Consider the following 25,063-nt stretch of genomic DNA (forward strand, 5'->3'; position numbering starts at 1 on the left):
GATCAGAGTTTAGAAAAATTAATAATCAACATGCTACTCTTCCTATACAAAAAGAGAGTCTACCTGAGTTTTGTCCTGAACAGCGGGGCATTGGCAATAGAAATGCTCACCTAATAATTTCTTAACAATTAAATGCTAAAATTTGTCATTTATTTTAAGTAGTAGAGTCCAACTTATGGGAAAGAAAGTATATATCATTGGCATGGGGCCGGCTGGCTTGGCTAGTGCTCTCGCATTATTAGCTAAAGGGTATTCCGTTGAATTAATTGACCGCCGATCCGAAGATGATGTTTTTAGTCGCAAACAAGGGGTATTCTTAAAGGATGATACGATCAGAGATTTTTTTGCTCTAAGTCAACTGGCAAGCAAAGGATATTCCTTGGAATTCAAAGATAATTTTATCTGTAAATTAATCCGTCCCATTGATGAATCCAACTTGAAATTGAGTGCAGAAGATCAATTGGATTTAGCTTTCTTTGAATTAATTGAAAAAGAGCGCACTGTAATTCCTATCGCAGAGTTGCAGCGTTATCAGTATAGTAAATTGAAATATATTTATGCCAAAGGTGGCTTTACTTTTCAGGACGAAGAAGATCCTTATACTGTAAAATTCAATAATGCAGAGCAGCAGCTCATTTTTCACTTGGGAGACACGCAAATTGCCAAGGTTGATGCTGAGAATCAGGAGTTAACCTTGGATCATAATGGTAGCATACAAAATCACAGTTTTGATTTGCTAGTTGACGCATCCGGAAAAACATCAAAATCATTTACTCAGTTGTGGAATGCGCAAAATCCAGAGTTCGCAATTGGTTATGAAAAGTTAGATAATCCTGATCACAATGCTTTTGGTGTGATGTATCTGTCGATCAATAATCCGCCTTTGGCAATGATAGCTAATCCGGTGTTAAGTCCAATTGAGGGGACCAGCTTCATCCCTTTAGATAAGATTACTCCGTTAAAGGCCATGGGCTGGACGCATGATTATCCACCTTTAATTTATTTGAAATATTCAAAAAAGAATGGAGCTGTTTATCTCACTGGAGAAATTCCTGAATCGATTCTCAAGGATAATAATAAAAAAGAGTTAAAACAATGGTTTGACTTGGTATTGCAATTGTTATTTAACAATACGAATTTTAAAACGAGCGCCCCTGGTTTAGCTTCTGTTTTTAAAACAGATATTGAAATTGCTGATAAATTCGCTTTGCCCCTTCCTAAGGGGGGTGTGTTTTGCTTGGTTGGAGATGCTTTGATGTCTGCTAATTTTTTATTGGGTTGTGGCATTAGCAATGCTTTGGATGATGCTAATCAGTTACCAGATATGGTTGATAACCAATTTAGCCAAAGTGAAGCTGAAGCCTATCGTAATCTTCGCTATTTAGATTATAAAGATGATTGGTTGTTTTTTAGGGAGCATATTGCTCTCAGGCTAAAGTCTCTACAGCTTGAACAGCAGTTGGATTTAAGTAGGCAGGAACTGGAATTGAAGCAACGAGAGTTGGAGAATATCCAGCAACAATATTCATTTTATTAGTCTTTTTATCCTCCCTGCGACAAGGCAAAACCATACTTTAACTATATGATGCAAAACTTAAGTCATTCCTGCGCAGGGGCTGAGAAATCTATCCTTTCTTATATTATACCAAATGCTGGAAAATCAAAATGTGGTTCTCATGCTTGGAATCCAGAGGATTTAATTTTGAAGCAACTCACATTAGCGCTGTCGGAATGAGTAAATATGAGGGCAATTAATAGTTGTTTTTTAGCAAGCAAATTCAAGAGTTAAAATCTGACTTTGCTTGCCAGCAATTAATCTTCTTCTCGGGACACAGTAATGACTGATGCTGAACCTCTTGCCTTCGTATTTGGGTTATACATTGCTTCTGCATAGGGCGGCGGAACTATGTATTTGCCAACGTTCGTTGCTTTTATTTTATAAACTAACTCTTTTGCAGTTAAATCTACCCAGCCAAAGAAGTTAACCCTGTCTTCCCGGACATCGGCATAATCCATATTGTCCGTTTTTACTGAATCTCTAACGACCTCAAATCCGCCTGGCAAGAGATCCTCAATGGCAATGTTGCTCAGATAATTATTATCTAATGACCGGACTTGCAGGTGTACTTCAATTTCTTCACCCAAAGTCGCTGAATCAATGACATTACCTTTCTCATCCCGGTATTCTCTGAAAATTTCTATACCTTGTTTTAAAGGTTCTGTCGGGATTACTTTATCAAACCCTGATTGAACAAGTTGATAAAAGAATGTTTGTTTGTCAGGATTATTAAAGCGGATTGTTTTGACTGTTTCATCAATATTTAATTTTTGATAATTATTTTGATCGGTAGGGATGTTTCTCTGCTGATTGTTTGCCAGTACTTCTGTTATGGACAGCTTATCAGATAGCTCTATTGATTCATTTTGTGAGTAAGCACCCAAAGCCAGACTGGAAAAACCTGATAAGACTGTATTGATTTCATCATTATTTATTGCTTGTACCAAATTCATGAGTATATTGTCGCTTACTTGAGGCAGTAAATTAGGAAAATGTTTTGCAACAAGATAGAGATATTGTGCATCTGCGATATTGCGATCATAAAAATCAGTCGTAAATGCATTATTTGTTGGTGGTTGATATTGGCCAATCAATTGATTCGCTTCACTATAACTTTTTAATAATTGATAGGTGGCTGCAATGTAAACTGCTGTGATGTCTTTTAGCCAGTTTTTTGAAGAATCTTGCTGTAAATACAATTGCAAATTGGCTAAATAATTTGTAGTGACTAATTCATTACGGGTTAAAATATAGATGGCGTAGGCTTGAATTCTTGCTGAGTCTGCATCTGTGGGATTGCGACTAGCCAATTCTTTAAGGTAATTAATGCCATTGTAGAACATCTCTCCGGGGACGTTGAATCCTTGTGCTCTTGCTTCAGTTAAGAAATGCATGGCATAAACTGATGCAAAACTATTCGCTGAATTGTCACTTAGACCAGGCCAATAGCTAAACCCACCATTAGACATTTGTCTTTGGCTTAACATTTGAATTGTGGTATTAATTTTTTCGTGAATTGGGCCACTTTCCGAACTGAACCAGGGTAAACTGTTCATAACCAGCCAGGGCAGGGCCTTGCTTGTCAATTGCTCCGTACAACCATATGGGAAATTATCCAAATATCTTTGTAATCCAAAGATTAGAACTAATGGACTGGTCGATATAGTCGCTTCTACCTTGCGATGCTCCGGATATAAAGTCTGGATAACCTCTAACGATTTTTGAGAATCTTGTGATTTGCCACTATTAATATATGTTGTGAAAGGATTGGCAGGCCTGACGCTGAGCGTGCTATCCATCTTGCTTGTTTTATCTCCTGATTTGGCAGTGATAGCAATCCTTGCTGATCCCAACAGTGATTTAGCGCGCAATTTAAAATACACAGTTTGCTCATTGCCTTCGCTGATTTCCAGAGACTCTTTCGCACTACCGATTATTTCTAGCTCTGGTGATGCGGTAAGTTCTACTGCAACTTGAGCGTGTTCTCCTGAATCTTTAATATTATTTGCCACAGTGGTTGATATTTCAAATTCATCTCCGGGTGCAACGAAAGTAGGCACATTTGGACTTATAATAAAATCACCGCGAACCTCTGCTGAAACTTCGCGAGATCCCACTGAGTCATTAGCAACTGCCACAGCGATTACCCGAATGGATCCGTTAAAATAATCAGGTATTTGATAAGTTAATTGCCTGTCAGTACTGTCTGTGTCAAGAATACCGGACCAGTAAACAACTGGTAAGTCAGTCTTTCTTTTGAATGGATTGAGGCGACTTGCTAAAGCCGCTTCACCTTCATCACCTCCAACAGCAGATATTTCTCTATCCTGGATAAACTTGGGTAGAATTTGATCAACTGTTTGTTGGGTTAATACTTCTAATGCTCGTTTCTGGAAAAAGAAGCTAAGTGGATCGGGTTTAGTATAATTGGCAACCTGCAATATTCCTTCATCCACTGCAAATACGATGATCTTACCGGGTTTGTCTGTGTGATAATCAATCGTAAAAGATTCTCCGGGACGGGCTAATTCAGGTGTTTTTAGTCCAATTCTTATATCGTGCTTATCATGGTTCACATTGAATGGAGCAACGCTATAACTTAACGGGCTAATGAAGAGTTCAGGAGATTCCCAATCACGAATAAACGCCACATTCACATATCCATTACCCTGAAAATCAGCAGGTATGTGGATGGTTTGTACAGAGTTTTGGGTTTCCGTCTTAAACCAATGCACAGCATAGACTTTGTCTCTCTCAATAGTGATCAAGCCTGAGCCAGTATAAGGAGCAGTGATTTGGATTTCTATATCTTCATTGGCTTGATATTCCTCTTTATTAAGTTTGATAGATAGTTCGGCATTTTTAGCGAGAGGAGCCTGGCTGGTACCAACTACGCTAAATTGCAGCTGGCTAAGAATACTATCATCCTTATCTAATACGTTGAGGGAGTAATCACCAATAGTATTCGTTGGCAGGCTGTAGTTAATGCCAGATTCTTTAATTTCGAATGGATTGGTATTGATGACTGTTGATTGTATTGTGGATTGATATTGATAAGTGCCGTCAGCTTTTTTAACCAGAGTTGTGACGGGGCGCAGGGAAATTAATTGTATCTTTAAATTTTTTACGTCTTCTTTACCCAACTGTGGATTAATTGCAATGTAATTAACATTTCTGACGCTGTTCTGTTTAATAAAATGCAAGTCGCCATCAGCTTTATAGCCAATGAAATAGGGTAAAGGGCTGACCAATGTTCTAGTTTGTGTAGTAACACTTCTCCCACTACCAGGCTCAAAGCCTTTAGCAAAAAAAGTTAATTGATAAGTTGCCTTTTCAAAACGTTCAAGATTCAGGCTAAATTCAGCCTGCCCATTCTCGTTAGTTGTTGCTTCTGCCAGGTTTTCTGTAAAAACTTTTGGGGGCTTTTTCGGATCATACAGTGGATCCGCAAAAATATAATCAGGATAGTTGTCAAATTGCACTCGCTGAGGAGTTAATAAAATTTTGCCGCTTACCCTTCTATTGGCAGCTGGGGCACCATACAAGTTCCAAAGATCTACCTTTGCTTTCAGATCAGTGGGTGAGCTCCAGCCATCAAAAGGTTTGGGTTCAAAGCTGGAAGTAATGCGCATTCTGTCGGGTTGGAATTCGGAAATACGGACACTGGTTGAACCGAGAAGATTTTGCGGGTGGTTATCTTTTACCAAGTATAAATAAACTATATACTGACCAGTGGGAGAATTGGCACTGGTAGTAAAATCAAGCTCCATATAACCGGTGTCATTTAATGTCACTTTTTGGTCTTTGATAGTAGTTCCCCTGGCATCTACTACAGTGGCTTGTAATGGCAGACCAGAAGGTTGTGGTTCTGCAAAGGCTCGTTTTACAATCATTCCAACATGCACTGTGTCTCCGGGCCTATATATTCCTCTATCAGAAAATAAATAAGCTGTTAAGTTCTGCAAATCCTGATCATTGGTATAGATTCCTCCAATATCAAATTTTGAAAAATTCAATTGCCTGTTGTAGTTATTGAATGGAATAAAAGACACATCATTATTCAGGTTTGCCAAATACACGGTTGGTTCTCTGTCTTCAATAAAATCTTTCAGAGTAGGAAAATTTGATCGCCCTTGTTCATCTGTAACACGAGATAAAATGGGCAAGCCATTTTTACCTAAAATCGTAACTGTTGCCCCTGCAACTGGGAGTCCTTGTGTAATGGAGCTAATAAAGACATCATGACTCCCGTCATTATTGTCTTTTACCACCATCCCCAAATCCGTAATCAATATCAAACGACTGGCCTTAACATCGAGAGCATATTGATTAGCTACATCCCAACCTGTTGCTTGTAATAAGAACAATCCTTGCGGTCCTGAGGCATTGGCTTCAGATGCTAAATATTTTCCCAGATCCAGGGATGTGTATTGCTGTCTGGTTAAATCAGTGGAGTCATATTGCTGGATTTCCGAGAAAATTTGACTGATGTTTTGTTGATTAAAAGAGGGATTAATAAAATAAGGATTGCTGAAATCGCCTTGGGTTTGCGTAACCAGCTGATTGACATTATCAGGCAACACACGCGCGAATTCATACTTAACTGCAGGCACTCCGCGTATCAGAACTGACAGTTTTTTCTCGCCACTCAGTGCTAACAAAGAGCCTTTATGCAAAAAACTGATTTCTTTGGGGTATTCTGGTACTGGCACGACAGCGGTGTAATCATTGCTTAATTTAAAACCACCAAAACCCTTCATTCCTTTATCAATCTTGATATACAGGTATCTAGGAGTTTGAGCTTTAAATTTGAAGCCATGCAACGTAGTATAATTTTGCTCAGAAGGGATTACCTCTTTGGGTAATGGAGTCGACAGAGACAAAATGTTATTCGTTACTTCACCTGGATTTCGCCATTCGTAATTGGATTTTTCTGGTTCTGCAGCAGTAGCAGGATAATTCTTAGGGAGCAAATAGACATGTACTGATTTATTAAATTCACTTTCATTAACACCCAAACTGGTCTCAATACTAAGTACCTGTTCGGGCCTGTCTTTATCATTACGGACTATATTAGCCGATGTTGAAACTATTTTTAGAAAGTTACTTGCATCGGGTATCAGCAAATTTTTACTAATTGATTGCCCAAGAATTGCTGAATCAGTTGAAGAACTAACGTTTTTATCCAAAGTTAAAAGTAAATAACGCGATACATTTTCTATTTTGATATTTGCCGAATGAAGATAGGCAATTCGTTTATTATTATCATAAGTATAAGAAAAAGGAACGGATTCTGCAGTGAGGTCTGCTTTTCCATTTTTAATGGTTTGGAATACAACGGAAGTATTTTTTTCAAGATTTTTTGGATTTACAGGATAGTTGAACTCTATAGTGGCTACAGCATGCCTTGTTTCTGTATTCACGGGATCTTGATAAAATTTGAACTCGCGGATTGTGGCCTGAAAGGGCTTTGTTGTAAAGGATAAATCATAACTTTCAATATTCGCATTGGGTGCAAAGAAATTTTTTGCAAAATGAATAGTATATTTTTGCCCTGCAGGCCAATCTTCAGCGGGAATAAAAATTAATTGGCTATCACTATTCCAGCTCCATTTACCCGCAATTTGTGGAGCCATTTCTATCCCTTCATCAATTTCTTTGCCAATTAAATTAATGGGGGCAACTGATTGTGGGATAAATTCATTACTTCTAATGCCGAAATCAATAATGAGATTATTGGGAACAAGGTTTTCCTCATTAGGTGTGATGTCTGGTATTGTGATGGATGCAGTAGTATAAGTTGGTTTTGGCAAATTATTATACCAATAAGCACCATATGCTCCTGCGCCCAATAACACGATAAATAATAGAGTTGTTCCCCAAAATATTTGGGGAGAATTTTTTGATTTGTGTTTTAAATAAACTAACCAGGTTGGGTGATTCCATTTTATTTTTCCGAATAGAGTTGAAAATATTGAACACAATACATTCATAATTAGGGAGAATGGGTTTTTGTTCATGGTAATATGGAGTCCTGGTTGGTCTAAGTTTATTTTAGGATCTGGTAATGAGGGTGCGGTAAAGCATACACCCCCCGCAATAAATTATTAATTTATAATTATTAGTCTATCCTTTGCCAATTCTAATGCATTTCAATATTAATTTGAATATAATTTAACCTTTATATCATCCCTGTTGTGGGCAATGAGAAAAGTAATAAAATATCTTAGCATAATCCTGGGTTCGTTATTTGTCAGTGGGTTTTTATTATTATTTTTTTCTCCCAAACCTTCTTTATTAGAAGAATTCAATTTTTCTAAAGCGGTATATGATGATAATCAACAATTATTAAGATTAATTTTAAGTGACGATGACAAATACAGACTTTATGTACCGTTATCTCAAATACCCAAAGAGTTAATCGAGGCTACACTTTTACAAGAAGATCAGTATTTTCGCTGGCATAAAGGAGTGAACCCTTTTTCCATGGTGAAAGCCATTTGGCAAACTTATGTGGTTAAATCGCGCAGAATCGGGGCTTCAACAATCACAATGCAGGTGGCGCGAATTCGTTTTGGAATTAACTCCAAGAAAATTTCTGGAAAATTATGGCAAATTATTAGGGCGTTACAAATAGAGCGTCATTATGATAAAGATAAAATTCTTGAGGCTTATTTCAATTTGGCGCCTTATGGTGGAAATATAGAGGGAGTAGGGGCGGCGAGCTTAATTTATTTTAATAAGCCTGTTAGTAAACTTGGTTTACCAGAGGCACTAACTTTAAGCATTATCCCTCAAAATCCAGTAAAAAGGACATCAAAAAACAGTGAATTAAAAAAAATAAGAAATCGTTTATTTGCCAGATGGCTGAATCAACATCCGCAGGACCAGGAGAAGCAGCCTCTGTTTGGACTGCCTTTAGTTATGCAAACCAATCAAAACCTACCCTTCCTGGCTCCTCATTTTGTAAATATGGTACTGAAGGAAAATCCTGGTTTATCACAAAGTATTTCAACAACTTTGGATTACAGGCTTCAGTTAATAGTTGAGCGAATTACAAGGCATTATTTAGCAAGAAAAAAAATGTTTGGTGTTCACAACGCGGCGGTATTACTTGTGGATAGCCGTACTATGAGTATTAAAGCGTTGATGGGATCTGCTGATTTTTTTAATAACAAGATAAGTGGACAAATCAATGGTGTAGAAACCAAAAGGTCACCTGGCTCAACTCTGAAACCATTTATTTATGGATTAGCCCTTGATCAAGGTTTAATTCACCCCAATACAGTTTTAAAGGATGTACCACAGAGTTTTAATGGTTATAATCCGGAAAACTTCGATTATGATTTTATGGGACCCATCAAAGCAAAAGATGCTTTGATACTTAGTCGTAATATCCCGGCCATCGAGCTTTCCAATCAATTAACTAATCCAACATTACATAAATTACTTGAACAGGCGCATGTAACTCAGTTGCGTTCCGAATCATATTATGGCTTGTCTCTTAATTTGGGTGGTGTTGAACTCACTATGAAAGAGTTAGTCGGTTTATATGCTATGCTGATTAATGATGGGGTCTGGTATCCAATCAATTCATTAAAAGGGGTTCCGCGACAAAAAGGTCGACGCTTGCTTAGCACAGAAGCAAGCTTTTTAGTTTTCGATATGCTAAAAAATACTCCAATGAAAGAGTCGAATAATGAGGGCAGCTCACAATTACCAATTGCCTGGAAAACAGGAACTTCCTCAGGATACAGAGATGCCTGGACAGTTGGAGTTTTTGGTCCTTATGTATTGGCAGTTTGGATAGGAAATTTTGATAATCAGGCAAATCCGGCTTTTATAGGTAAAGAAATTGCTGCGCCTTTATTTTTTGAATTGATTGATGCAATAAAACATGAAAGAGGACCAATAGCTCGAGTTGAAAAATACCCTGAACACATGCATTTGGAAAAAATAGAAGTATGCAAAGCCTCAGGTATGCTTCCTGGTAAATATTGTACGGATACAGAATGGACCTGGTTTATTCCAGGTAAATCCCCTATTAAAACCGATACAATTTTTCGAGAGGTGGCAATTAACGGTAAGACGGGGCTTCGTACTTGTCACATCGATGAAAATACTCGTTTTGAAGTGTATGAGTTTTGGCCCTCCGATTTATTAAGAATATTCAGGAGGGCAGGGATTCAACGCCATACCCCACCATTTTTTGAACCGGGTTGCGCTTTGTCGGGAAATAGTGGTATTAGCCCCCAAATTACATCTCCCCAGGCAGGGGTAAGTTATCTTGTCCATGCTAATACCCAATCAAACAAGATAATCCCATTAACAGCGGTAACAGATGCTGGAATTGCACATTTATACTGGTTTATCAATGAAAGTTTTGTAGCTGAAACAAAATCAGATGAACCTTATCTCTGGCAGGCGAAACCTGGTAAATATGTGGTAAGGGTGGTAGATGACCGTGGTTTATCTGATGCGCGGGATATTACTATTCAGATGGTTAGTTGACGCATATTTGATGATGTATAAGTGATCCCTTGTCCTAATCGGAGCAAGGGATTTAAAATTAAACTGAGGCCGAGTTTCTTGACTCTTCATCTTCGTTCTCTTCTTCAGATTCAGCATCAGATTCCGCTTTGTCTTCTGATACAACTTTAGGCTCAGCATAGGGATCCTTGGAAAATTCACTAGGAGCCCAGCCCACTAGCAAGGTTCCTCTGTATATTAATTGTAATAGAAATATTGCCTTGCATAGATCAGCATCCGTATATTGCTCACACTCTGTTCCAGTAAAAAGCAAGGCGATGCCAAGACCCATTTGTGTTGCCGCTATACTACCTTGCAAAAGATGGATCAGTTTTTCAGAAACATGAGTATCAAATCTGAATAGGGAATAAATTGAGATTAAAGTTTGAGCGAGTTTTGTTGGAATTGATGCGGCAGGATCAAATGTTTCAAGCGTTGTGCTCAATACTTCGGATCCGGCATTAGCGCGTTGCGCGTTGCGATGTCCCGGTGTCGAGGCATACGGAGCTCGCATAGAAATAGCAGACAAACATTTTCGAAAAGATTCAAACATAATCATATCCTTATAACAATTTAATACGTGATATCTTTAATAAAAGCGGACATTAACAGACAAGTTATTTTGATTCCAGTATTTCTTGATGAATTTAGCATCAATCTACATCAAAAAATGTTCATTTGATTTGACAATTCAACATCGCTTTCAGATTTTAAAATTAATTTTTAGCCAAATTAGGATTTCTAAAACGCCTGATAATTTTGGGGTGTTCGATAAAGATGAGCTTACTGACATAAATAGTTGCTATAAATTGAATACATCCCATGATGATAAACAAAACATCAAATGATGTTTTGGCAATAATTAGACCACCACATAACAAGGCGATCCCAGTGTAAATACTTGACAACCCATTGGCCAAACCCCAAGTAAGTCCTTCATGCGTTTTATCTTCATAGCGGGCATACAGAGCATACCAGGTTGTAGTAGAGAGTCCACCTGATATTCCAAGGCCAATTTGCAATAAAGCCAGTTGCTTTTTGCTTGTTATAAAGATGTAACAAAAGGTAAATATGGTTTGGAGTGCATACCCCGCAACCAGCAATTTTTCTTTATGGATAAAATCTGAAATATAACCCAAGCCAATTACTACAATTCCAACTGAAATTAAATACAAAGACCATACCCATGATATGTCTAAGGGAGACGAGTTGAACCTTTCGCAAAAAATACCGAAGAGCGGGCCTAACATTCCTTCTGACAAGTACCACAAATTATTGGCAAATAATAATGTACGTTCTTTTTTACTAAACATTAATTCAACTTCAAGTTAAGTCAATCATGACTAACATACAAGTTTAAAAGAGATTTTCATATAGATTTTAGAAATTTAATTTTTATTTTTGATATTACAATTTGCCATTCGTGGTAAGATAATGGGGCTCAGTTTTTTATAAATCCATTTTAAATAGCGCATGAATACTGTTCCCTTAAAACCCCAACGCCTTTTATCCCTTGATGTATTTCGCGGGATGACCATTGTATTGATGATTTTCGTTAATGGTCAGGCAGCTATTGATCCCTATCCGATTTTTGAGCATGTGGACTGGAATGGTTGTACTTTGGCGGATTTGGTTTTCCCATTTTTCTTGTTTATCGTCGGCTTAACGAGTGTTATAAGCCTGAAAAACCAAATGGAACGAAAAACAAAAACCTCATTATATTCTCCCATCATAGAGAGAAGTGTTGTTTTGTTTCTTCTAGGATTATTTTTGAATGTTTTTCCCCATCCTATTGAATTTGATAGCATAAGGATATATGGGATTCTGCAGCGAATCGCTGTTTGTTATTTAATTTCCGCTTTCATTTATCTGAATACTTCAATTAAAACTCAATTTTTTATTTTTCTTGTTCTTTTATTAGGATATTGGATTATTATGACTCAGGTACCTGTCCCAGGATATGGAGCAAATCAATTAACCAAAGACGGAAGTTGGGTTTCATACTTTGACCAGTTATTTTTTTCAGCCTCCCACTTGTATGAAAAAACGTATGATCCCGAAGGTTTTTTAAGTACTTTTACATCTATTGCCACTACTTTATCAGGTATCCTGGCCGGTAGTTTACTAATCAATCCATGCAATCAATTCAAGAAATTTTATCTATTAGCAGGGGTTGGCTTGCTATTTTTGTTATTGGGATGGTTATGGAATATGAGTTTTCCTATTAATAAAAATTTATGGACTAGTTCTTACGTACTCTGGACCAGCGGCCTGGCTCTGCTTGCCTTTGCTTTTTGCTATTTGCTGATTGATAGACTTGGGGTTAAAAAATGGTCCGTTTTTTTTAAAATATTTGGCATGAATGCATTATTTGCTTTTGTATTTCATGTCCTTCTTTTAAAACTGCAATATGCTTTTAAAATAACAACACCTGATGGCTCTAAAATGGCATTGATATCCTATCTCAAAGATTATTTTTTTGGAGGATTCAGTAATCACAATGCAGCATTGCTGTATTCTATGTGTTTTCTTTTCCTGAATTTTCTGGTTGTTTTGATTTTATATAAACGTAATGTATTTATTCGAATATAAAGAAGTAAGGTAGGTTGGGCCTCGCAGATTGCTCAGCGCCAACTGTGTACATCGCCAGTGAGAAATTATAATAGAGTGCAATGTGTGTTGTCCCTAATGGAGATGGACACTATGACTCGGTAAAGAAGAAAGTTCATTTTTATTCTCTTCTTGCCGACTCTTTGGGGAAATAAAAAATAATGGAGCACTTTTGCTAGTCGGATCCGTATTCAAAGTATTTGGGGCTTTTTCTTCTTTAGGATTGTCACTTGAAAACTCATTTTCATTCAAATCACTGGAATTATTTTTTCCAAGAATTCCCTCAAGAATATTCTGATTTCTAAAATTGAAATCAATGTATTCTAGTGTTTTGTTAGAGTTCAGAGCATGTTGCAGCATAAGGTACTGTGCCAAAGTAATATCCTGGTTAAATTTTAGTTCTTTTAATTGACATCCAGGATCACGTAATAAATCACATAGACTGTGAATTATTTCGTTAGAAGGTGTATATCGACAGGTGTTTGAAATGGATAGAGACGTTATATTTTTATTGGTTTTTACCAGATCGATGATGGCTTGTAGTCCCTCATTTTCAATATAGTTATCATCCAGCACCAATGTTTCAATATGAGCATTGAAAGTTAACGCTTTGGCAATCTTTATCGCATCGTCACCCATATAAGCATTTTTGGACAGATCCAGTTTTTTCAAAGCCTGGAGATTATTCGCTAATAATTCGCATAAACTATCCACATTAAGCCTGCTTAGATTATTGTCAATGAGTATAAGACTATTTAAATTGGGGCATGCACTGAGCCAGGTGAGTACGTCTGGCGAATTGACTTGTCCAAGATTAGTTTTACCAAGGATTAAAGCAACCAGTGACGAGTTGGATTTCATAATATTAGTCAGCAATTTCAAATCATGTTCTTCGAATTGCATGTCATCAATAGCTAACATTTTTAAGGCTGCTGTTTGGGGTAAATATTTCAAGGTATTTCTACCTGAATTAAAACCACGAAGGATTAGGAACTCAAGAGTTTGATTCGGTTCTTTCGTCTTAAATAGCGGTATTTGTGTTTCTTTGGTCACTGAAAGGCCCAAATTCAAATAATTAAGCGGGATTTTATTGATAGATCGTGCTAACTGGTTGAGATGTTTATTGTGAAAAGGAGTTTCCATCGCTAAAAAGTCTATAGTTAACTTATTTAGAGCAGGTTTGTTTTTTAGCATGTTAACCAATGCCTCATGGAGTGGCGCCGCTATTTTTTTTAACCGATAATCGTCTATAAAATCTAACCAACCAATTGGCAGGTTATGTTTAAAATAGAAATCGAAGTCCAGTTGCACTTCAAATGTTAGTTTTTGTAGCAATGAATTTTTAGCAATAACCTGACTTAAATCCCATAGCGCTTTAGAGTTTTCCCTGGTGATGGTCATTGACAAGTCAAGATCTGTTACGGATGTGACTTTTATATATTCAGCTAAAAATAATACATCTTCATAAGATAGAGGGCCTAATAAATCCAAATCTTTGATGGCAAATGCCCCATTCTTTGTTGCATTAATACATTTGGCAAGTGATAAAGTTAACATAATTACTCCTCAAGTCCTTTTGAAAGAAAATAATGATGAACTCATCTATCTTCTACTTCAGGTACTTGAAAGTAAAGAGTTACCTGCAATTTATCTAAAGAGTAATAGAATGTGATAGGACGAGAGAAAATATTTCATTAATCCATACTGTCCCTTGCTTCCAATAAGTCTCTTAATGGTTTGGGAAGTATGGACCGGAGCTCTTTAGTAAGTTTCGCTTCATTTCTTTGCCAGATTATTCCTAAATAAATGATACCAAAACCTATGGCAGTCAAAGCAACAGGGAAAAGCATACTGAATTTAAACACCTGGAATGCCAGATGCCCCAGATAATAAGAACATCCTAACGCACCAAAAATAACGAATACTTTTCTGTTTAAAATGACTCCGGTCAGAATCATGAAGAGGTTAATGCACATATAGATAAATTTGGATATTTCACTGTCGGAGGATTGGCAACTTAAACCCAACCAAAAAGCCATGACACCGAATATATACAGCCAAAAAGCATAATCTGCTGATTGACTGGATCGAACATCAACCCAAAAGGCAATCAATACAGTAATTAAGCCAAAGTACATTGAAACCATTGCCCTTAGCTCAAAATCAAATTGACCGTCACCCAACATGGCTGCTATATCCATGGACATATACCAAAGAGTGACCGCAATTGGCATAATCATAAAAGGGTAGCGATATATCCAGGCCAGGATAATACCTACCATTAGCGTACCCAACTCCATGAAGATCCAATGCCATTTGATATAAACATGATAGTCATGATAAACGCTGTCATCTGGCCACCAGCCCATTCCTTTTTGTAAGCCATAGATTGCCAAAGGAGTAAGGCAAATGACAAAAGTAGCGCAAATGCCAGCAGGAATGACATATCCTTTCCCATTGAATTGACTGCAAAGGCCTAGGCCGAGTAGGGCATAACAAACTGACAAATAGAAAATACCCCAGCCTCCAAACAGTTCCCATCCAAGATTCATAAACAAAGTCATTGCACCAATAGCTATAAGTCCTCCAAAATAATAAAGGACATTGGTTAGGTTAAATCCTGGAGTTTGTTCGGGAAGGTTTTTTATGAATTCAATGAGGTTCTTGGCCTGTTCTTCTGTAATTATTTTAGCCTGGACAGCCTGAGCAATCATATTCCGTGTCAATTTCATCATCATCTCCGATGAGTACTGAATTCCTGCTAAAATTTAACCTGATTTTACAATAACTAATGATTAATATTTCAATTATAGCTGAGAGTACGAAACTTGCGTTTGAATTTGCAAAGCAGGATTGGATATTTCTTTTTATGTAAGAACTTTAGGTCTCCTCCAAATAGGAATCAAGGTCATTATGACCAGGAAAATTGCGCCAAGCAATGCATAAATCAATTTGGAGCTAATGGCGAGTGATGGCGGTGGCGTCAAACTTACAATTAAAGTAATGCTACTGCCTGCCAACCCTAGGTAAGCGAAAATCATTATATTTAGCTTACTTAAAATCGGTTTTGAGGAAACTATTTTGATAGCGCTAATAAAGAGCAAGAGGTACATTAATAAATTGATCTGTGTCGCTGCATTCAACATGATCCAGTAAGATGCATTAATCGAAGGTACGATAAGAAATAAAGCACTAATAATCGATACACAGAAAGCTTGTGCGACTAACAATCTGAAAGGTGCGTTATGTTTATTCACTTGACTGAGTTGCCTATTTAAGAACCCTTCGGTTATTGCAAATTCCAATCCTTTTATAGGTGCAATGAGCCAGTTATTTGCTGCACCTATACAGCCTATTGCGATCAAACCATTAATAATAAAGGCAAAATATCCATAACCAATTTTATTAAAAAATAATTGTATGAGCTGGGGAATGCTGCTGATAAAATTTAATTGTTCTGGGGGAATGATCATAGCCAATACGATCGAACCAAATAACATCGTCAGAAAGATTGTAATAACTGAAATAGCTATGGCTTTAGGGAAAGCCCCTTGTTTACTATCCCGTGCGTGAACCGCGGCTAATTCAATACCGCAAAATGACAAAATAATTGCAGTAAGCGAAGTCCAGGAATAAGATTCGGCTGGTGGTAGAACTGTGGTACCAGGTTTAACCTGCGTAATCCACCAGTACAACCCCACGAACAGGATAATAATAAAAGGAAGAATTAATCCCGTTATGGAGCAATAAGAGTTAAAACGACTTGAGAGATGAATTCCTTTTAAATTAATCCAGGTTAAACTCCAAATTAAAAAAATAATAATTAGAAAAAGCATACTTTTGTTTTGAACTAAATCAGGGGAGATGCTGTAGAGCAGGGTGCCAGCAATAAAACTCAATAGGGTAGGGTAAATTAAAACATTTTGAATACATTGAAACCAAATGGCAGTGAATGCCCACTGACTCCCTAGACCCTGTTTTACCCACCCATACACACCTTGTTCTGATTGCCTTGAGAACCAAACTGCAACAATGGCGCAAGGGAGAAGAAAGAAGAGTAAGGCCAATGCAAAGTAATAAAACAGCTGGTTCCCCGCTAAAGCAGCTGCTGGAAGGTTTCTAATACTATCAACCGAGCAAACAGTGATTAAGGCAAGGCTTAAAACAGATAAGCGGCTTTTCATTAAAATCTCAACGACAAGCAGCTTAAACCACCATCCAGCTTTTTAAATTCGCTCATATCCAATTCAATAATTGAAAACCCCAGTTCAGATAAATGATGGCTTATTTTAGGACACCCTTTGGGTAATAACACAGTCTCATTAATCATAATACAATTAGCGGCGTACGCTTCTTCAGGACTTACTACTATTTGTTTTAAATGACCAAATGCTTGATGATTGATTAATTCTCCACTCACCAATACGTAATCATTATTCAGGTAACTTACTCCTGTTTTAAGATGCAGAAATTTTTTTAGCTGAATTACTGAGGCTGTATAGCCATGCTGATTCAGTAAATAAATTAGTTGCTCAGCCCCCTCTTTGTTAGTTCTTTCCGAGAGGCCAATAAAAAAATGATTGTCTATTCTGAGCACATCTCCAGCCTCAAGTCTGCCAGGTGGGCTTATTCTGAAAATCCTGTCTTTAAAGAATGCTTGAATGCTGGGTTCAATTTCCTGAACTTCGTCTCGCCTGGACTCTGCGCCAGGGCATGTCAAGACAGCAAATTGTTCAGTTAATAATGACACGTCTTCTACAAAACAAGCATCCGGAAATTGTGCAAGAGCCGGAAGTACAGTTACTTCAAGATCACATTTTGATAAGGCATTAACGTAATTTTGGTGCTGTATTAATGCAAGCTCATAATTAGGTTTTCCCAAATCAGCCGATGTAGTTAGTCCATTGATCAGTGTAGAAGATGGTGTTCTTACTATAGCATTTTTAAACATTCATCATGTCCTTAAATAAGTGATTTCCAATAAACATACAACCAGAGATTAAACAAAGAGTCTTCAAAATGCAATCATTGTTAATTTGATTAAATTAGCTGGTTGATTTGCGATGGGGTATATAGATTTAGTTTAAAAAGATAAGTATTCTTGTATCATTTGATACGGATTGTTTCTATCATGACCTCTAACAAGTGCGATATTGTCTTACTAACGCAGAAGGATTTTATAGACCCGGCCGATATTACTCCCTACATTCAAAATGTGCTAACAGAAGATCGATTATTAACCGAAGCTCTGGAGCAAAAGGGATTAAAAGTTAAACGAACTCATTGGGACAATCGACAATATAATTGGTCAGAGACTAGATATGCCCTGTTTCGTGCCACCTGGGATTATTTTCATCGTTATGGCGAGTTTCATCTCTGGTTACATGATTGCTCAAAAAGAATTCAATTTATAAATCCGATTTCTATTATTCAGTGGAATATTGATAAACATTATTTGAGTGATATACAGCAAAAAGGAATTAATATCCCTCCTACTTTATTTTTAAAAAAGGGGGAACTAAATATCTTAAATAGTTTAATGAAGGAATCGAGATGGGAGAAAGCGATATTAAAGCCTGCAATTGCAGGCGGAGCACGCCATACTTATTTATTTGATCAGGATTCCGCGGATCATTATCAAGATGTATTTGAATCGCTAATTAGCAATGAGTCGATGTTACTCCAGGAATTTCAGGAGAACATTGTAAATAAAGGAGAAGTGTCTTTTATGGTGTTTGGGGGTAGATATAGCCATTCTATACTAAAAAAAGCAAAATCAGGTGATTTTAGAGTACAGGATGATTTCGGTGGGACTGTGCATCCTTATGAGGCATCTCAAGAAGAAAGGGAGTTTGTTGAGAATGTCATAGCTCAATGCGATGAGTTACCTGTTTATGCGCGTGTTGATGTCATGTGGGATAACAATAATAAATTGTGTTTGAGTGAGTTGGAAATGATAGAACCTGAACTTTGGTTCAGGGAATGCAGTCAATCCGCGTCTGCTATGGCTGATGCAATATGCGATCACATATCAGGAGTCAGTGAATATCGATAAACGCTGAAAGACACAACAATAGTCAAAGACAGGGAAAAAATATGAAAACACGGATAGTTTCATTATTAGTTTTTTCTATGGCAAGCGCTAATTTGCAAGCTGCTTCAGAAAATATTATTTGGCAGGCGGGCGAAAACAATTTAAAAAAATACAATTTTAGTATCTTGCAAAATAAAAAAGGATTTAAATCAATTACTAATAAAATCACGCCGTTAAATTATCAACTGAAACCTGTTGATCATGAGAGCAATCCTGATTCTAACGATATTCGTTACCAGGTTTATTATAGAAATATTCCTGTTTGGGGTCATGAGCTAATCCTTCATAAGGCCAGCAAGTCAAAAGTTTTTCTGACTGGTGTCGATGTGTCTGAAATTGAAAAGGATGTTCATCAGACTGATGGGAAATTAAGTGCTGCTGATATTGAAAGCCAGATAATAAAATATAATAACAATTCGATCATTTACAAAAATATAAAAAAAATCATTTATCTGGATTCACATAAGAAAGCTTATCTAGCTTATCACTTATCGATGTATACAAATGATCCATTACATTTTGTCTCTGCTCCGAATTATATTATTGATGCCAATTCTGGTGAGATTTTAAAAAACTGGGATGATTTAACTCATAAGAAAGTTGGTCAGGGCTTGGGTGGTAATGTATTCATTCTTCCCTATCGGTCGGGATTGTTTCAACATGGTGATTCAATGAAGGATATTCCTTCTCTCGGCAAATTTGAGGTAACGATCAAAGGGAAAAATTGTGTTGTAGAAAGCCCTGAGGTAAGGGTCATTAATGCTGCGTATACTGATTTGGACAAGAGATCTTTCCCCGTTCTAAGTATCGTGGAAATTTATAAAAATATACCAGCATTTTCCTACCCCTGTAGCAAAGAATCACAATATATCAATATTAATGATGGAGATACATCACCTGCAAACTACAGTTTTTCTTCAGTTAATGATGCTATGTATTTTGCCGGAGTCACACTGGGAATGTACAAAGAGTATTATGGCGTGGAAAAACCTTTAGGTGACGATTTGCCTTTACGAGCCTATACACATATTAAAAGTTTTGATAATGCCTTTGCTGTGCCTTCTATTAAAATAAAAGGATTGTACTTAATGCATCAACAAATTGTGATTGGTGATGGGGATACTCAATTAACAGCACCGGCACAGAGCACTCTATCGCATGAGTTGTCTCATAATTTTACCAGATTGCATTCTAACTTGGTCTATAATGGGCAATCCGGAGGAATCAATGAAGCCTTCTCGGATATGGCATCGATTGCTATGCAGGATTACTTACGTAAAGATTTTCCATGGTATTGGGATGGTAAAGATTGGTCTATAGGACGTGAGGCTACTATTAGTGGTGAGCCAATTCGTTATATGGACTATCCAACGAAAGATGGTCATTCTATTGAGCATTTCGATGATTATCATGATGACTTGGATGTTCATCTGACCAGCGGGATCTTTAACAGAGCTTTTTATCTTTTAGCTCATCAACCCAACTGGTCGGTGAGAAAAGCATTTCAAGTGATGGTAGATGCCAATATAAAATATTGGACATCAGGGACTTCATTTGAAGCAGCCTCTTGTGGTGTTATCCAAGCAGCAATTGACAGGCAATATAATAAGCAGGATGTCATCAATGCTTTTAAAGAGGTAGGAGTAATTTGTCCTGTTATTGCTTTGGTCAATTAACCACTGTCATTCGACTAAAAAATTCCCTTCATTAATGGAGGGGATTCTACCCAACACCATCATATCATCTGTGAGGGGAAATTCTTACTTTATGTTTGATGCCAAATCCTGGCGATTTGAGGTATCTCATTTTATAAATGAATTTGGAGTATCTGAATATAATAGCGAGTAAATAATAATTTACACTTTGATATTTTTCTTGCAACCTGACCGTGATAACATCATGCACGAACAGAATTTTCATTAGGGACAGATAGTTACATGAACAAGGGAATGAACGCATTTGTATTCCTGATCGCGATAATTGCCGGATTTGGCGGTTTTTTATTCGGATTTGATTCCAGCGTCATTGCTGATGTGAAAGATCAGGTTATCTCCCAATTGGCACTAACGGACTGGCAATGGGCGCAAGTTGTCAGTAGTAGTTTATTGGGATGTATATTGGGAATACCCATAAGTGGTCTTGTCGCAGATAAGTTAAGCAGGCGATCCTTATTAAAAATAGTAGCTTTAGGCTTTATGCTGGGGAGTAGTTTGTGTGCTTTGGCTCCCGGCTTCATTTCTATATTACTCGGCCGATTTATTATCGGCATTTGCATAGGTATTGCCTCCTATATCGCTCCTTTATTCATTGCAGAAATCGCACCACCTCATCAGAGGGGAACTTTAGTATTGATTAATGGACTAACCATCACGTTTGGTCAGGCTATCGCCTATTTAATTGGCTATTTTCTCCATGACTATTCTTTAATGAGTTGGAGATATTTATTTTGGATAGGGAGTCTACCTGCTCTCGTTTTATTTTCAGGAATGTATTTTGTCCCTCATTCGCCCCGCTGGATAATGATGAAATATGGAGCTGATGCTACTTTAAAGATCTTAAAGCAAATTAGACCAGTTGGATATAATATTCAGCAGGAATTGACTGAAATTAGTAATAATTTAGTTAATCCTGCACCAGCCTATATCCAGATGTTTAAAAAACCAATTGTTTTTGTTCTCTTATTAGGAGTTGGTTTAGGACTATTCCAGCAATTTTCCGGGATCAATGCCTTGATGTATTATGGACCTGTTGTCTTTGAATCATTTGGGTTTTCTCCAGTTAAAAATGCAATTCTCGCTACTTTTTTTTTGGGTCTGGTCAATTTTATTTTTACAGTGGTTACCCTTTTTTATGTTGATAAATTAGGCAGAAGGTTTTTGTTAATCAGTGGTACTTTGATCGCATCTATTAGCTTATATTTTGTTAGCTTACTATCGTGCAACCCTTTATTTGTCAATAAATTCTGGATTTTAGGAGGCTTATCATTTTATGTGATGGGGTATTGCATTAGCCTGGGGTCTCTGTTCTGGGTTTTAATATCCGAAATATATCCCTTATCAGTGCGTGGTTTGGCAATGAGCATTGCCACAGTGTTTCAATGGGGCGCTAATTTTGTTGTATCACTTTTGTTTCTTCCCATTTATCAATTCTCAGGTCAAACAGTTACCTTTGCTATATTCGCTACCTTTTGCATGCTGGCATGCTGGTTTATTTATTATTTTGTCCCGGAAACCACGTCAGTATCGTTGGAAAAACTGGAAGAAAATTTAAGCTCTGGAAAAAAAATAAGAGATATAGGTCAACCAGTATCGAAAAATATAAAAATAGCAAAATTTAATTTAATTATGGATTAATCATGAAAAAGAAAATATGTCGAATTGGGATAGTAGGTGCGGGAAGAATTGGTAAACTGCACGCAGAAAATATTCTATTTCATTTACCGCAATTTGAATTAGTAGCCATAGCTGATCCTCAGATCGATAGGAATTGGGCAGAAAAATTAGGGATTGCAATCGTGTCTACTCAATCAGAAGATGTGCTATGCCATCCTGATTTGGATGCTATCTTGATTGCTTCACCATCTCATTTACATCTCGAACAAATTATTACAGCGAGCATTCATGAGAAAGCAATTTTTTGTGAAAAACCGATTGGTTTGAATGAAGAAGAGATAGAGAAAACATTAAACATAATCAAAAACAATAATACTTTATTGCAACTTGGATTCAATCGTCGATTTGACCCAAGTTTTGCCAACATTCAGAAAAGAGTACAGTTTGGTGAAATTGGCACTCCCCATATTCTTCGAATTACTTCTCGTGATCCGGCTTGTCCATCCAAAGAGTATTGCGCGACCTCTGGTGGAATATTTATGGACATGTCTATTCATGATTTTGATATGGCACGTTTTTTAATGCAATCCGAGGTTGTGGAGGTTTATGCAACAGGGGCTGTCCTAATTAATCCTGATTTTGAGCAGTTCGATGATGTAGATACAGTAATCATTCAACTACGGTTCGCTAATGGCGCATTTGGTGTCATAGATAACAGCCGTCAAGCAATCTATGGGTATGATCAAAGGATAGAAGTATTCGGTTCTGGGGGTATGTTATTGGCTGAAAATCAGTTGGAGCATACGGTATCTCGATACTCGGCTAATGGAACGGATGGAGCAAAACCTCAATATTTTTTCCTTGAGCGTTATCATCAAGCTTATCTGGCAGAGCTGAATGCGTTTTATAGTGCCTGGAATGATAATCAAATAAGTCCCGTTTCAGGATTGGATGGACTACAAGCCTTGCGCATCGCAAAAGCAGCGAAACAATCTTTAGAAACGCATCTCCCAGTTGTATTGAGTTGAGGCTGCTATGAAACAGTTTCCCGGATTTTATTTTGATAAGAATAGAGCGATCGATTTGATTTGTATGGGACGCGTAGCAGTTGATCTCTACGCGGAGCAAATAGGATTGGATTTGAAGGATGTTGCAAGCTTTAAAAAATATTTGGGTGGTTGTGCAGGAAATATTGCCGTTGGAGCTGCCCGATTAGGATTAAAAAGCCAGATGTTTTCCTGTGTTGGCTCAGATGAGTTAGGTAAGTTTCTGAAAGAAGAATTGGAACGTGAGGGAGTTAATATTGAGTTATTATCGGAAACAGATAATCATTTAACTGGCCTTGTACTTTTGGGTATTAAGCCTCCCTCCAATTTCCCTCTGCTTTTTTACCGCAATGATTGCGCAGATATGCAGATTAAATCAGATCAAATTAGTTTTACTGATTTAAAAAATGCAAAGGCATTATTGATAACTGGCACTGGTTTATCCACAGAATCAATGAAAAATACTACCCTGGAAGTAGTTCATTTAGCCAGAAAAGCAGAAACAACAATAGTTTTTGATCTCGATTATAGACCTGTCCTTTGGCGGTTAACTGTTATTGGCAATGGGGAAAGTCGTTATTGCCAGAATGAATATGTAACTCAAGTGTATCAACAAGTTTTGCCTTTATGCGATTTGATTGTTGGGACTGAAGAGGAAATATGTATTGCAGGCGGTTCGAATGATATTGAAGTTTCATTAATCAATATCAGGCAGCGAACCGATGCGCCAATAGTTGTTAAATTAGGAGAGAAGGGTGCCCGTGTGCATTTTGGAGCAGACAAAAGTCTATTACAGGCAAAGTCTTTTCCTGTTGAAGTATTGAATGTTTTGGGAGCAGGTGATGGTTTTATGTCCGGGCTTTTAGCTGGTTTGCTGCAAGGAAAATCATGGGAGCAAGCAGTAACCTATGCTAATGCATGTGGCGCCTTGGTCGTGACTCGTCATGGTTGTGCTCCTGCAATTCCATACAAGGAAGAATTGGACTATTTTATTCAAGAATATGAGCATGATCCTGAAATATGGAGCAGCTCCCAGTTAACACAACTGCATGAGAAATTAAGTAAAAATCAAAGGATACAGTTGCTTATTAAAAATCCATGTGGATTTGCCGATGGTTTAAATTCGATTGTAACGATGCAAGATTCACCTACAGCAATGAGTTTTAGTTCCCTTAAATTAAATAAGGGGCAAAGCCATCAATTTAACTCGAGTTATGAGTTTGCCGCCCTCTTAATGACAGGAAAAGTTGTTTTCCAGTATGGCTCTTATAGCCAGGAGGTTGAACGTACAGATTATTTTTCTCAATCGCCCTATGTCTTGCACTGCTCAAAGAATGAAGTAAGTTCAGTAATCGCTCTGACTGATTGTGAAATTTTATTAATGGAAACGGAAAACGAAAATTTATTTTCTCCGATTTTATTTGACGCATCTAATATGCTTGAGTTAGACAATAGGGGAGAAGGAATTCTTGAAAATACTTCATATCGACTTGTCAGAACGGTATTTGATAAACGAAACAGACCCGAATCTAATTTGGTAGTTGGGGAAATTATTACGTTTCAAGGACGTTGGTCAAGTTATCCTTCGCATTATCATCAACAACCTGAAATTTACCATTACAGGTTTTCAGAGCCCCAAGGCTATGCTTTTGGCGAAAATGGTAAAGAGGTGATGCGAATTGAACACTATGATACCTACCAGATTGCCAATAATCAGGAGCATGCACATTGTGCAGCGCCCGGTTATGCACTTTATACACTGTGGTTTATCCGGCATTTAAATAATAACGCATATACCTTGCCTACCTTCACAAAAGACCATGAATGGGCAAGGACAAGCAGGGCAAATTTAAGAGCATGGCAACAGAAACAGTAGTAATCCTTATCTGCAGTA

General features: G+C 37.3%; 14 protein-coding genes and 1 pseudogene. 8 read left to right on the forward strand and 7 right to left on the reverse strand.

Features of this window, described 5'->3' with window-relative positions; all coding sequences use genetic code 11:
• Positions 1-132: 132 nt before the first annotated feature.
• Positions 133-1,537, forward strand: a pseudogene (locus tag OQI99_RS04230) (lpg1666 family Dot/Icm T4SS effector).
• Positions 1,538-1,812: 275 nt separating this feature from the next.
• Here the strand turns inward: OQI99_RS04230 and OQI99_RS04235 are convergent.
• A complete protein-coding gene (locus tag OQI99_RS04235) occupies positions 1,813-7,578 on the reverse strand; it encodes an alpha-2-macroglobulin (protein WP_265731357.1) in 5,766 nt (1,921 codons plus the stop codon).
• Positions 7,579-7,762: 184 nt separating this feature from the next.
• Between OQI99_RS04235 and pbpC the strand changes: the two genes are divergently transcribed.
• Positions 7,763-10,069: a penicillin-binding protein 1C gene (gene pbpC, locus OQI99_RS04240; RefSeq protein WP_265731358.1), complete on the forward strand. Its 2,307-nt coding sequence runs from the start codon at positions 7,763-7,765 to the stop codon at positions 10,067-10,069.
• Between the two features lie 58 nt (positions 10,070-10,127).
• On the opposite strand, the gene OQI99_RS04245 is transcribed toward pbpC, so the two are convergent.
• Positions 10,128-10,640, reverse strand: a complete 513-nt coding sequence (locus OQI99_RS04245; RefSeq protein ID WP_265731359.1) for a hypothetical protein — start codon at positions 10,638-10,640, stop codon at positions 10,128-10,130.
• A gap of 163 nt (positions 10,641-10,803) precedes the next feature.
• A complete protein-coding gene (locus OQI99_RS04250; protein ID WP_014844064.1) occupies positions 10,804-11,400 on the reverse strand; it encodes an MFS transporter in 597 nt (198 codons plus the stop codon).
• Between the two features lie 160 nt (positions 11,401-11,560).
• Between OQI99_RS04250 and OQI99_RS04255 the strand changes: the two genes are divergently transcribed.
• The gene (locus OQI99_RS04255; RefSeq protein WP_061512612.1) at positions 11,561-12,679 is read left to right on the forward strand and encodes a lpg1661 family Dot/Icm T4SS effector; all 1,119 of its coding nucleotides are present in this window, start codon (positions 11,561-11,563) and stop codon (positions 12,677-12,679) included.
• A gap of 93 nt (positions 12,680-12,772) precedes the next feature.
• Here OQI99_RS04255 and legL3 read toward each other — a convergent pair whose 3' ends face one another.
• From legL3 to OQI99_RS04275, 4 genes are all read right to left on the reverse strand, one after another.
• Complete coding sequence (legL3, locus tag OQI99_RS04260) at positions 12,773-14,254, reverse strand: Dot/Icm T4SS effector LegL3 (protein WP_265731360.1); 1,482 nt, start codon at positions 14,252-14,254, stop codon at positions 12,773-12,775.
• Between the two features lie 137 nt (positions 14,255-14,391).
• Positions 14,392-15,429, reverse strand: coding sequence for a DUF2157 domain-containing protein (locus OQI99_RS04265; protein ID WP_265731361.1), 1,038 nt, complete (start codon positions 15,427-15,429; stop codon positions 14,392-14,394).
• A 135-nt stretch (positions 15,430-15,564) separates the two neighbouring features.
• A complete protein-coding gene (locus OQI99_RS04270) occupies positions 15,565-16,881 on the reverse strand; it encodes an APC family permease (protein ID WP_061512615.1) in 1,317 nt (438 codons plus the stop codon).
• Positions 16,881-17,648, reverse strand: coding sequence for a dimethylarginine dimethylaminohydrolase family protein (locus OQI99_RS04275; RefSeq protein WP_265731362.1), 768 nt, complete (start codon positions 17,646-17,648; stop codon positions 16,881-16,883). Before OQI99_RS04275 ends, OQI99_RS04270 begins: the two co-directional genes overlap by 1 nt.
• Positions 17,649-17,828: 180 nt before the next feature.
• Between OQI99_RS04275 and OQI99_RS04280 the strand changes: the two genes are divergently transcribed.
• The 5 genes from OQI99_RS04280 (at position 17,829) to iolC (ending at position 25,045) form a co-directional block, all read left to right on the forward strand.
• Complete coding sequence (locus tag OQI99_RS04280; RefSeq protein ID WP_265731363.1) at positions 17,829-18,752, forward strand: ATP-grasp domain-containing protein; 924 nt, start codon at positions 17,829-17,831, stop codon at positions 18,750-18,752.
• A gap of 41 nt (positions 18,753-18,793) precedes the next feature.
• On the forward strand, positions 18,794-20,467 hold the full coding sequence (locus tag OQI99_RS04285; RefSeq protein WP_265731364.1) for a M4 family metallopeptidase: 1,674 nt from the start codon (positions 18,794-18,796) through the stop codon (positions 20,465-20,467).
• Between the two features lie 261 nt (positions 20,468-20,728).
• Positions 20,729-22,144 carry a sugar porter family MFS transporter gene (locus tag OQI99_RS04290; RefSeq protein ID WP_322783691.1) on the forward strand — a complete coding sequence of 472 codons (1,416 nt, stop codon included), beginning with the start codon at positions 20,729-20,731 and terminating at the stop codon, positions 22,142-22,144.
• A gap of 2 nt (positions 22,145-22,146) precedes the next feature.
• Positions 22,147-23,151 carry an inositol 2-dehydrogenase gene (gene iolG / locus OQI99_RS04295; protein WP_265731366.1) on the forward strand — a complete coding sequence of 335 codons (1,005 nt, stop codon included), beginning with the start codon at positions 22,147-22,149 and terminating at the stop codon, positions 23,149-23,151.
• A 7-nt stretch (positions 23,152-23,158) separates the two neighbouring features.
• Complete coding sequence (gene iolC / locus OQI99_RS04300) at positions 23,159-25,045, forward strand: 5-dehydro-2-deoxygluconokinase (protein WP_265731367.1); 1,887 nt, start codon at positions 23,159-23,161, stop codon at positions 25,043-25,045.
• Positions 25,046-25,063: the final 18 nt, after the last annotated feature.

Origin of the sequence: Legionella sp. PATHC039 (genome assembly GCF_026191275.1) — a bacterium.
GTDB lineage: Bacteria > Pseudomonadota > Gammaproteobacteria > Legionellales > Legionellaceae > Legionella > Legionella pneumophila.